Source organism: Mucilaginibacter pineti, assembly GCF_900101875.1.
In the GTDB taxonomy this organism is placed as follows: domain Bacteria; phylum Bacteroidota; class Bacteroidia; order Sphingobacteriales; family Sphingobacteriaceae; genus Mucilaginibacter; species Mucilaginibacter pineti.
Window position 1 is genome coordinate 501,382 of sequence record NZ_FNAI01000003.1, and the last position, 12,646, is coordinate 514,027.

Annotated in this window: 8 protein-coding genes; all 8 read left to right on the forward strand. The window is 43.6% G+C overall.

Annotation, left to right across the window (positions count from 1 at the left end; all coding sequences use genetic code 11):
* Positions 1–46 precede the first annotated feature (46 nt).
* On the forward strand, positions 47–1,375 hold the full coding sequence (locus tag BLS59_RS10280) for a sugar porter family MFS transporter (protein ID WP_091148809.1): 1,329 nt from the start codon (positions 47–49) through the stop codon (positions 1,373–1,375).
* An 11-nt stretch (positions 1,376–1,386) separates the two neighbouring features.
* The gene (locus BLS59_RS10285) at positions 1,387–2,295 is read left to right on the forward strand and encodes a carbohydrate kinase family protein (RefSeq protein WP_091148656.1); all 909 of its coding nucleotides are present in this window, start codon (positions 1,387–1,389) and stop codon (positions 2,293–2,295) included.
* A 47-nt stretch (positions 2,296–2,342) separates the two neighbouring features.
* On the forward strand, positions 2,343–5,432 hold the full coding sequence (locus BLS59_RS10290) for a SusC/RagA family TonB-linked outer membrane protein (protein ID WP_091148659.1): 3,090 nt from the start codon (positions 2,343–2,345) through the stop codon (positions 5,430–5,432).
* 18 nt (positions 5,433–5,450) lie between these two features.
* Positions 5,451–7,169: a RagB/SusD family nutrient uptake outer membrane protein gene (locus BLS59_RS10295; protein WP_091148662.1), complete on the forward strand. Its 1,719-nt coding sequence runs from the start codon at positions 5,451–5,453 to the stop codon at positions 7,167–7,169.
* Positions 7,170–7,188: 19 nt separating this feature from the next.
* Positions 7,189–8,565 carry a DUF4960 domain-containing protein gene (locus BLS59_RS10300; RefSeq protein WP_091148665.1) on the forward strand — a complete coding sequence of 459 codons (1,377 nt, stop codon included), beginning with the start codon at positions 7,189–7,191 and terminating at the stop codon, positions 8,563–8,565.
* Positions 8,566–8,613: 48 nt separating this feature from the next.
* Positions 8,614–10,110: a glycoside hydrolase family 32 protein gene (locus BLS59_RS10305; RefSeq protein ID WP_091148668.1), complete on the forward strand. Its 1,497-nt coding sequence runs from the start codon at positions 8,614–8,616 to the stop codon at positions 10,108–10,110.
* 3 nt (positions 10,111–10,113) lie between these two features.
* On the forward strand, positions 10,114–11,646 hold the full coding sequence (locus tag BLS59_RS10310; protein WP_091148672.1) for a glycoside hydrolase family 32 protein: 1,533 nt from the start codon (positions 10,114–10,116) through the stop codon (positions 11,644–11,646).
* Positions 11,647–12,029: 383 nt separating this feature from the next.
* Positions 12,030–12,623 carry an RNA polymerase sigma factor gene (locus BLS59_RS10315; protein WP_091148674.1) on the forward strand — a complete coding sequence of 198 codons (594 nt, stop codon included), beginning with the start codon at positions 12,030–12,032 and terminating at the stop codon, positions 12,621–12,623.
* Positions 12,624–12,646: the final 23 nt, after the last annotated feature.

Here is a 12,646-nt window from a genome sequence, read left to right on the forward strand (position 1 = left end):
CCTACTTTGCAACCATAAAATCCAATTAACACCTTTTATAATTATTATGAGAAAACATTCCGTCCTGGCCTGGTCCATGGTCGTAGCCCTTGGTGGCTTTCTTTTTGGCTTTGATACCGCTGTAATATCGGGCGCCGAAAAATCTATCCAGCAATTTTGGCACCTGTCGGTGGTTGAGCATGGGCTTACCATATCTATTGCATTAATAGGTACAGTCATTGGTTCGTTATTTGGTGCAAGGCCTTCAGATATGTTCGGGCGTAAAAATACGCTGTACTTTGTAGCGGCAGCCTATTTATTATCATCGGTAGGTACAGCACTGGCTGATAATTGGTATGTTTTTTTAGTATTCCGTTTATTGGGCGGCTTAGGCGTGGGCATATCATCAGTAACGGCCCCAATTTATATATCAGAAGTTTCGCCTGCGGATAGGAGGGGCCGTTTGGTTGGCCTGTTCCAGTTTAATGTGGTTTTGGGTATTCTGATATCCTACCTGTCCAACTACCTTATTAGCCAGGGTGGCGAGGCCTCATGGCGCTGGATGCTTGGCGTACAGGCATTTCCTTCAGCATTGTTTTTAGTACTGATCTACTTTATACCCGAAAGCCCGCGCTGGCTTATCCTTAAAAAGGGTGAGATGGTAAAGGCCCTCAAAATACTAAGGGTCATCAATCCGCTCAACTGCGACCAGGAACTGGAGGCCATTAAAAACTCGAGCCTTAGCGAAGGTAGTGCTACAAGTACCAACCTGTTCTCCGGTCAATATAAAACACCGGTGGTGCTGGCCGTTTTGTTTGCCTTTTTTAACCAGGTTTCGGGTATTAATGCCATTATATACTATGCCCCGCGCATATTTGAAATGGCCGGACTAGGAGCGCATTCATCGCTGCTGTCAACAGTTGGCCTCGGCGCAATCAATTTTATATTTACCCTCCTGGCTATTAATGTGATTGATAAAGTAGGCCGTCGTATACTGATGCTCATAGGTTCTGTTGGCTTAATCGTTTCTCTTTTCCTGGTGGCCTATACCTTTTATTCAGGGCATTTAAGTGGCTTTGCTATTCCTGCTTATATGATGTTGTTCATTGCATTCTTTGCTTTTTCGCAGGGTGCGGTTATCTGGGTATTTATATCAGAGATATTTCCGAACCAGGTACGTGCAAAAGGGCAGACATTGGGCAGCTCTACCCATTGGATCATGGCAGCGCTCATCGCATTTTCCTTTCCATATTTTGCCGAAAAACTTGGCGGAACAATAACCTTCTCCTTTTTTGGCACCATGATGATCTGTCAGCTGATTTTTGTGTGGAAGTTTATGCCGGAAACCAAGGGACGGTCATTAGAGCAAATTGAAACTAATATGGTAATGCATTAATACTTACAATAATGAGTTTACAAATAAATACAATTACACCGGCCATTTGCTATGGCGAAATACTCTGGGATGTTTTGCCTGATGGGCCGCAGCCGGGTGGTGCCTTGCTGAATGTATCGTACCACCTGAATAAGCTGGGGATGCCTACCAGCCTGGTAAGTAAAATAGGGAATGATGAAAATGGGCAGAAACTGGAAAGCCTGCTGGATGGATGGGGAATTAAGAAACATTTGCTGCAGGTAGATGCAGATCATCCAACCAGCGAAGTAATTGCCAAAATGAATAACGGTAATGAAGTATCCTACGAGATTATCTTCCCCGTGGCATGGGATTTTATTAATGATAGTGAGCATATCAAAACGCAGATGAGGCCATCAACCTATTTCGTTTTTGGCAGCCTGGCATCACGGAACAGTGTATCGCGCGATACCTTGTTTGAATTACTGGAGAGCGATGCCATCAAAGTTTTTGATATTAACCTGCGACCGCCGTTTATTAACCGCAACCTGTTAGAGGATCTGCTGAAAAAAGCCGATATCGTTAAGTTTAACCAGGCAGAACTGGAAATGGCGCAGGTATTATTCAGGGGATCATACTGGAATGAGGCCGAACAGATCAGGTTTATCCAGGATCGTTTCCAGATCCCTGAAGTAATAGTTACCAAAGGCGAATTTGGTGCCTCTTACTACAACCGTGGCAAAGCATATCATGTTGCTGGCAGGGAGGTAGCTGTATCTGATACCATTGGCTCCGGCGATTCCTTTTTAGCAGCTTTTATAGCAAATCATTACCTGGGCGAAGCACCAGAAACATTATTAAAAAATGCAATAGCGATGGGCGGTTTTATTGCAACAAAAAAGGGCGGCTGCCCTGATTATGAACTTGCGGATTACCATGCGTTCCGCAATCAGATATTTTAAAAACCTTTAACTAAACCAACAACCAATAATAACCAAATAACCTAAAAATGAGAAGACTATTACTTTTGTTTGCCCTTTTTTATGCCTGTACAGGTGTAAGCTACGGGCAGTCCAGGGCCATTAGCGGTACAGTTACCGATAATGCCGGGCACCCGCTTGATGCGGTTACCGTTGTTGTGCAGGAAACACAAAAAGCAACGTTAACAGATGCTAAAGGTAAATTTACCATTGAAGCCCAAAACGGGCAAAATCTTAAATTTAGCTATATCGGCGCGCAGCCATATAGTATTTTGGTTACTGCCGATACCAAAAATGTAACCGTTAAGCTGGATATGACGGCCAATACACTTAACGAGGTGGTGGTAACCGGCTATCAGCAGGAACGGAAAAAGGACCTTACCGGCGCCGTTGCCGTGGTTGATGTGAAGGATATAAAAGATATCCCCGCAGGTAACCCCATCAAGGCGCTGCAGGGCCGCGTACCGGGCGTAACTATCAGTTCTGATGGCTCGCCGGCTGGGAATGCGACAGTGAGGATCAGAGGTATCGGTACACTGAACAATAATGACCCGCTTTACGTGATAGATGGGGTGCCAACCACCCGCGGCCTGCAGGAGATCAATCAGCAAGATGTAGAATCCATCCAGGTGTTGAAGGATGCTGCGTCGGCTTCTATTTATGGCTCGCGTGCGGCAAACGGCGTTATCATTGTTACCACAAAAAAAGGTAAACAGGGGGTTAACCGGATCAACTTTGAGGCAACTACTTCGGTGGAGTTTTACAGCAGTAAGCTGGATGTGCTGAATACGCAGCAACGCGGACAGGCCTACTGGCGCGCCGCGGTAAATGATGGCATCAACCCCAACAATAACTCTACTTACCAATACGATTGGAACGGCGACTATAATAATCCCGTTTTGAACAAGGTGTTATTGCCTGAGTTTTTGGATGCGGCTAAAACCTTAAAACCGGCAGACACACGCTGGTTTGATGAAATTTCAAAACCATCTGTATTGCAATCCTATAACCTTGATGTATCTAACGGTAACGAAAGAGGCAATTCCCTTTTTTCTTTAAGCTATTATGATAACAAGGGCATCATCAAAGAATCGCGCGATCAAAAAATTACCGCACGTTTCAATTCAGATTACAACTTCTTTAATAACCGCTTAAAGATTGGCGAAAACTTTTCGGCCACGTACATGAAAGATGTTTTGCTGCCAACGGGCGATATTACCGGCCTCTCGCTGATTGATGAACCCGCAGTGCCGGTATACGATATCAATGGCGGCTGGGGTGGCCCGTCACCGGGTATGGCCGACAGGCAAAACCCTTTGCGCCTTATTGAGGACAATAAGCAAAATAAAAATCATTTCGGACGCGTGTTCGGCAATGCCTTTGCCGATCTGGCTATTCTGTCCAATCTGCACGCCCGCACAAGTTTTGGGGTTGATTATGCTATAAATTACTCCCGTACATTGCGTAAATCGTATGTATCAGGGTTTTTAAATGATCCTACCAACCTCGTGAGCACAAATGCCGCTTATGATGGTAACCTCATTTGGCAAAACACACTGACTTACAACCTTAATTTTGGCAAAAACAAGCTGGACTTTTTACTGGGTCATGAGCAGGTAAAGGTGATCAATCAAAGCTTTTTTGGCAGCAGACAGGGTTATGCTTTGGAAGATATTAATTATGCCTACCTGGATGCCGGTACAACCAATGTACTAAACGGTGGCGGCGGTACCGGTAACGCCTTGTTATCGTACTTTGGTAAAGCCAATTATGTTTATAATGACCGTTATCTGGCCTCTGTAACTTTACGTAGAGATGGTTCATCAAGGTTTGGTAAAAATAACCGGTATGGCTATTTCCCTGCGGCAACATTGGGCTGGAGGATCAGCGAAGAATCATTTTTTAAAAACTCGGTACCTGCGGTTTCTGATCTGAAACTGCGTTACAGCTGGGGGCAAACGGGTAATCAATCAAGCGGAAATTATAGCATTTACACGCTTTATGCGCCGGTTTACGGCACCAACTTAACAGGTGCGTTTGATGGTGGTACGGCTTATGATATAAGCGGTAACGGCACTGGGCAGCTGCCGTCAGGCTATGTACAAACGCAGCAGGGAAATGATAACCTGAAATGGGAAACAGCAACCCAAAACAATTACGGTTTGGATTTTGGCCTTTTTGCCAATAAGATAACCGGCTCGTTAGATTATTTTGTCAAAAACACCAAAGATATCCTCATTACCCCTGCATACCTTGCTGTTATTGGCGAAGGTGGTAACCGCACGGCCAACGGCGCATCTGTAAGGAATACCGGTTTTGAAGCTATTGTAAATTACAGCACCAATATCAGCAGTGATTTTAATATTAGTCTATCGGGAAACGTATCTGCTTACCGTAACAAAGTAACCAGTTTGCCGCCAGAAGTACTTACTTCCTACCCGGGTAATGGTACCGATAAAAATATCCTTGGCCGTTCTGTTAATTCCATATTTGGTTACGTTGCCGATGGGTTATTTACTACCCAGGCACAGGTTGATAACTCGGCCGCACAACCAGGTAAAGGACTTGGCCGCATACGCTATAAAGATTTAAACAACGATAATGTAATAGACGACAAAGACCGTGACTACATCGGCAACTTCGACCCTGATTTTAGCTATGGCTTAAACACCACGTTAAGGTATAAAGATTTCGAATTCAGCTTCTTTTTACAGGGCGTACAGGGTAACGATGTTTACAATACCTATAAAAACTTAACCGATTTTACCTCGTTACAGCCCGGCGCAAACTGGGGCTCTCGTGTACTACAAGCCTGGACGCCGCAAAACCCAACTTCAACCATCCCGGCTTTAACTACGGTAGACCGGAATAATGAAGGGCGTGGGTCGACTTACTATATAGAGAATGGATCGTACCTTAAATTACGCAACGCGCAATTGGGTTACAACTTTAAAAACATGGCTAAGAAATTGCATTTCCAAAATGCCAGGCTGTTTTTACAAGGCAGTAATTTGCTGACCATCAAAAGCAAATCCTATACCTCGCCAGATCCGGAGAACTCTACCAATGTGTTCCCTATCCCAATTGTTACTACGCTGGGTTTAAACGTAACTTTTTAATCTAAAATCAAGGTAAAAATGAAAACGAAAATATTATTGGCAGCCCTGATTTGTGTGCTGTTTGCATCCTGTAAAAAATACCTGGACGAAACCCCGCAAGGGCTTATCTCCAGCGACGAATTAAATACTCCCGCTAATGTTGATAAAATGATCATTGCCGCTTATTCTGCTTTGGGTAACGACTATTGGGCAGCGCCTTATAGTGATATGTGGGCCTATGGCAGCATCCGCAGCGGTGATGCCTACAAGGGCGGCGATGGCACGGGCGATGTGTCTGACTTTCATGCCTACGAAACATTCTCGCTTAACCGGGTTGATCTTGGCGCATCAGACCAAACCTGGTACCGCATTTACATTGGGGTAAACCGTGTAAATGATGCATTGGCAAGAATTGATAAAATGAGTACTACCGACTATCCTGATAAAGTTGCCCGCCAGGCCGAAATGCGTTTTTTGCGCGCACATTTCTATTTCCTGTTAAAGATCCTTTACAAAAGGGTGCCTTATATTGATGAAAATACACCAAAGGCAGGATATGACACCGTATCAAACCGCACCTATACCAGCGACCAGCTTTGGACAAAGATTGCCACCGATTTTAAATTTGCCGCAGATAATTTGCCTGCTACACAAACCGATAAAGGCCGGGCAAATAAATACGCTGCCAGCGCTTACCTTGCAAAAACATTGTTATACCAGGCCTATGTGCAGGATGATAATAACAATGTAACGTCAATTGATAAAGATAAACTGGGCCAGGTGAATACCCTGTGCGATGACGTAATAAACTCCGGCCAATATGGTTTACAAGCCGACTTTGCCAACAACTTTTTAACCCAGTTTGAAAATAGTAACGAATCGGTGTTCGCCATACAATATTCGTTAAATGACGGAACGCCTGAAGGGCGGGTAGATAACGGGCATTCGCTTAATTATCCTATGGTTTCGCAATACGGCTGCTGTGGTTTTCACGTACCCAGCCATAATCTTATTAATGCTTTTCAGACTGATGCCAATGGTTTGCCGCTGTTCAGCACATTCAATAATACAGATGTTGAACAAACCGGCAATTACTTTGCCGGCAATTTTGACCCGAGGCTTGATCATACTGCTGCTATTCCCGGCCATCCATATAAATATAAAACCGATTTTATTTACCAGTCGTCATGGTCACGTGCGCCGCAAGTTTACGGACCACTGTTGAGCATGAAGGAAACCGTAGCTTATGATGACGCATCCTTCAAGAAATTCCCGCCATTTATGTCGAGCGCTAAAAACTGGGCAATTATCCGTTACAGTGATGTTTTACTAATGAAGGCCGAAGTATTGATTGAAATGGACAGGGAAGGTGAAGCTTTATCACTAATAAACCAGGTACGTACCCGCGCAGGTAACAGCACAAAGCTACTGGTGCAAAAGGACGGTTCGCCAACCTCCAATTATAAGATCAGCACCTATCAGCCAGGTGTAAACTGTGTGTGGACCAATGACTATGCGCGTCAGGCCATGCGTTACGAACGAAGGATGGAATTTGCCATGGAGGGCTACCGCTTTTTTGACTTGGTACGCTGGGGCATAGCCGCCGAATACCTGAATAACTATTTTTCGGCCGAAAAATCGAGGGTAGGGCATCTCCAGGATGCGCTGTTTAAAAAGAACAGGGACGAATACTTACCTATTCCGCTTAACCAGATTAATTTTAGCAAAGGATTATATAAACAAAATACCGGCTGGTAAATCCAAACCTTAACCAATTATGAGAAATATAGGCAAAAATTACAGTAAGATCATCGCAATTATCTTACTATGCAGCGCCGTTTTCAGCAGCTGCAAAAAATATAAATCAGATCTCGATCTAAGCAGTTCAGCCAGGATCAACGCTTTGAAAGCCAATGGTGTAAGCGGAACTATTGACGAAAGCACCAAAACAATCACCCTGTTATTGCCATTAGGATCGGATCTTTCGGCCGTAAATCCCGAGATCACGCTACCAGCAGGTGCAACAATTGCTCCTGCAGCAGGTGCCGTAATGGATATGACACAACCGGTTACCTACCGCGTTGCCAACGGAAATATATACAGCGATTATATAGTAAAGGCAACTGTTGAGCCAGCCTTTACAAGTTTTAAAGTTAACGGCGTAGCTGGTACTATAGATGATATAGGCCATACCATAGCTGTTACCCTGCCGCCGGGCAGCGACCTTACCGCGCTTAAGCCAGATTTTACAGCATCTTCGGGCCTTACGGTTACACCGGCAACGGGCACCGTTCAGGATTTTACCAGTCCGGTTAATTATAAAGTAACCTCTTCTGTAGCTACTTTTGATTATAAGGTTACCGTGCAAACTGCTATCTACATCGGTTTTGTGGGTACAGCGGCTAACAGGGCGGGAATTACCAACCCCGATGAAAAGGCCGCGGCCGATTGGCTGTTCACTGCTTTTCCATATGCTGATTATGTGTCGTTTAATGACATTAAAGCGGGCACTGCTACACTTAGTAAATACAAAGCCATCTGGTGGCATTTTGATAGCGCTCAAAGTTTGCCTGATATTGCCAATGACGCTGATGTGATCAACAGGTTGAAGGCTTATTATGCAGGCGGTGGTAATTTCTTTTTAACCACTTATGCAGCATTGTATTTGCCGGTTTTGGGCATTGTGCCTCCTTTTAAAGGTTCAAACAATGTATTTGGCGATAGTTCTCCAAACCCGGGCGGAAACTGGGGCATCAACTTTAACGGCAGGGAAAGTCATCCTCTTTTCCAGGGATTAGCGCTGGCCAACGCGCATGTGGCCTATCTCATTAGCGATGGTACGGAGCGGCTTAACCATACCGCATGGTGGAAGGTAAATGAATGGGGGGGATATACTAATGCAGCAGGCTGGCGCGCTCAAACCGGGGGCATTGACCTGGCAACTGTAGATGGCGATGATACCCGGGATGTTACCTGCGGTATAGCCGAGTTCCCTTCCAAAAGCGGAAGCGGCAAAACACTCGTAATTGCTTTGGGGGCGTATGATTGGTATGCAGAACCTATTCCGGGTACTAATACGCAGGGCCCGGCAAATAGCTATCTGCCTAATATTAAGAGAATGAGCCTTAATGCGCTGAATTATCTAACCAAATAAAATACTGAAGGTGCCGGATAACACCGGTACCTTCTTAAACCTGAAATTATGTATAAGAAAATATTCACAGTGCTATCATTAACCAGTTTGCTGATGGCCTGTACCAAAGATAAAATTAACAGCGCCATAGCTGTTTCTACAGATCCGCATCCTACTACTTTTGCCATTTATCCCGCGCCGGTAAAAGGTTATGTTGGCGACGTAATACCTTTTTATGAAGGCAACACCTTCCATCTGTTTTATTTGCAGGACTGGCGGGACAATGCACCAAATTATCACCCCTGGTATAAATATACCACAACCAATCTTACCAATTATACCTATGCCGGTCAGATGATAGGTTTAGGGACCAAAAGCGAACAGGACTTTACTTTGGGAACAGGTTCAGTGATAAAGGCAGGCAATACCTATTATGGTTATTACACGGGTCATAACTACCTGTTTTTGGGAACGGGGCAGGGGCAGGAAGCTATTCAATACGCCACCAGTACCGATTTGAACACATGGACCAAGAAAACGAATTACATATTGCGTGCGCCTGCCGGTTATAGCATAAATGATTTCCGGGATCCGTTTATTGTATATAATGATGCAACGGGCGAATACTGGCTGATCATATCTGCACAAGCTGGTGGCAAAGGCTCCCTGTTATATTTTACCACTAAAGATCTGGCTACACCAAACTGGGTTTACCAGAAACCATTGTATACGTCAGATAAATATGATATGATGGAATGCCCCGATATATTTAAGATGGGCAGTTACTGGTACCTTGTATTCTCCGATACTAATTTGGAGAATGCAACTCACTACCGTATAAGCACATCTTTAGATGGTATATGGACAACACCGGCCAGTGATTTACTGGACAGCAAATATTTTTATGCGGCCAAAACGGCTTACGATGGCAAGAACCGTTACCTGTTTGGCTGGGTGCCAACAAAAAGTGGTTTTGTTGATGCCGGTAATAAAGAATTTGCGGGCAATATGAGCACCCACCTGCTTACCCAAAACACCGATGGTACTTTATCTGTTTCGGTTCCGGATGCGGTAACAAACTCTTTTACTAAAGAAAACCCTATCGCGGCAGCAACAAAAACAAGTGATGTAACAGCAACCGGCAGCGACTACCAATTAACCTCCGCAAATGCATTAAGCTATGCTTTATTTGGTAACATAAAAGGCACCAGTATGATAACAGGTACCCTGAGTTTTGCCGCCATACCACAAAACTTTGGCATTTTGTTAGGTAGTAATACAGATGTTAGCCAGGCCTATAAACTTGGGTTTATAAACGGCAATATGCAGAGCGACAGGGTGGCATCGGGCAATACGGTTACGGAGGCATCTATACCTTTTTCACTTTCAACCGGGAAGGATTATCCGTTTAAGGTGGTGATCGAAAATTCCATTGCCACGCTTTATGTAAATGGGCAAACAGCTTTAAGTACCCGTATCTACTCACTTCAAAATCGGCAATGGGGCATCTTCAGCACTAATGGGTCGGTTACGGTAAAGAATTTGAAACTATTTAGTTTAAAATAAATTATGATGATTAATAAAAGAATATTACAGCTGATGTTGTTTTGCCTGGGTTTACCCTGCATGGTTAATGCACAAGATAAACCGGCAGCAGCTTATGCAGAACAATACCGCCCCCAGCTACATTTTTCACCGGCACAGCATTGGATGAATGACCCAAACGGTATGGTTTATTTTAACCATACCTATCATTTATTTTTTCAATATTATCCAAAAGATATTGTTTGGGGACCAATGCACTGGGGCCATGCGGTAAGTAAGGACTTAATTCACTGGAAACAACTGCCTATTGCATTATATCCGGATAGCCTGGGTTATATATTTTCGGGCAGTGCTGTTGTTGATTCTGGCAATACTTCTGGTTTTGGCAAAAATGGCAAAATACCGATGGTTGCTATATTTACTCACCACGATCCGAAAAGAGAGGCCGAAAGGCACGAAGATTTTGAAAATCAAAGTATTGCCTTCAGTTTAGATAGTGGTGCCACATGGACTAAATATGCTAATAATCCTGTTCTGAAAAATCCGGGCATCAGAGATTTTCGTGATCCGAAGGTGATGTGGTATACCGCAGAGAAAAAATGGATAATGACACTGGCTACCCAGGATCATATCTCGTTTTATTCGGCACCTGACTTAAAAAACTGGAAAAAAGAAAGTGAGTTTGGTTTTAAAACGGGTGCGCATGGCGGCGTATGGGAATGCCCTGATCTTTTTTCTTTAAAAATGGCCGGAAAAACCTATTGGATATTGGTTGTAAACCTCAATCCCGGCGGGCCCAACGGCGGTTCGGCTACACAATATTTCGTAGGTGATTTTGACGGGAGCAAATTTACCCCCATTGATTCAAGCACAAAGTGGCTTGATTATGGTCCGGATGAATATGCAGGTATCACTTGGAGTAATACAGGCGATCGTAAAATATTTTTAGGGTGGATGAGCAACTGGCAATACGCCAACCAGGTTCCAACCCAGGCTTGGCGCAATGCTGCCACCATTCCCCGCGAACTGCGGCTCAAACAAAGTAACCAGGGTATAGTACTTGCATCGGCACCGGTACCGGAGTTAACTAAGATCAATAGAGGCGTATCTGTATCAAAAAATGTAATGGTTAACAAAACGTTGGATCTATCGACAAAGGTAGGCAAGTTAAAAAGTCAGTATGTTTTAAAGCTAAGTATGGCGCAATTAAAAGCTTATACCCTCAAATTATCTAACAAAAAGGGCGAAGAATTGCTGATTGGCTATGATGCTATTAAGAATCAATATTTTATCGACAGAACAAAGTCGGGTAAAACAGATTTTCAGAAAGATTTTTCGGGACGGTTTATGGCTCCCAGGTTAACAGCCGCTAAAAATTCAGATATTACTATAGTAGTCGATAAATCATCAGTAGAGCTATTTGCCGACGGAGGTTTAACCACCATGACAGCTGTATATTTTCCTGATGGCGATTACACCGGCCTTACCCTTAATGCCGATAGCAATATTAAGGTGGATAGTATTGTTGTTACTGCGTTAAAATCAATTTGGCAATGATGGTGGCATGAGTTTAAAATCAAATAATCCAACTATTGAATAATAAAAAGCCCTGTAAATATTAGTATTTACAGGGCTTTGTGTTTTATAACCCTTTCACGGAATGTTATGAATTATCAATTTTTCTGAAATTGTTTGGCATCATGTTTTTGTTCAGCATGCCTATACCATTATCTCCCGCTTTTCGCAAAGTAGTACTCTTAGTAGCCGTATCAATGAAGTAATTGTGAATCATCAGTATTTTTTTACCGCATTTGGTGCTAAAACATTATGGTTTATTAACTTTTGAATAACTTTGACGTTATTCAATTTAAAGCCCAACGGCGGCATAAACCTGTATAATACTATAATTAATTTTGAGCGCACTGCGTAAGTAGAATTTAATGGATACTGATAGCCACAACCTGAATAGCGTCGACGATGCTGAACTCTGGGACCTGTTTAGGGGTGGTAATGATGTTGCTTATACCCAGCTGATTAAAAAATATTCCAAACCGCTTTTTAATTACGGATACCGCATTTGCCAGGACAGGGATTTTTTAAAGGATTGTATACAGGATGTGTTCCTGGAACTATGGAGCAGAAGGCTGCGGATAAGCCCGACCCCGGCTGTTAAATGGTACTTATTTAAAGCGCTGCGGTTAAGGATATTCCGGGAGCAATCAAAATGGAACAGGAACGAGGCGCTCGACGAAAATTACCAGTTTTTGGTGGAGTTTAACATCGAATCGAAAATCATATCCGAACAGGAAAATACAACTTTAAACTCCCGGATACAACAGGTATTAAAAGCCCTTCCGACACGCCAGCGAGAGATCATGTACCTCCGTTTTTATGAAAACCTCGATTTTGATAATATTTCACAGATCATGGAGATCAGCAAGCAATCGGTACATAACCTGCTGCAAAAGGCCTATAAAAATTTCCGCACGGAATGGGTGGTGCTCATCATCGCGTTTTCAAAACTCGGCCTCTAAAATTATATCGCTGTTTATCAGTC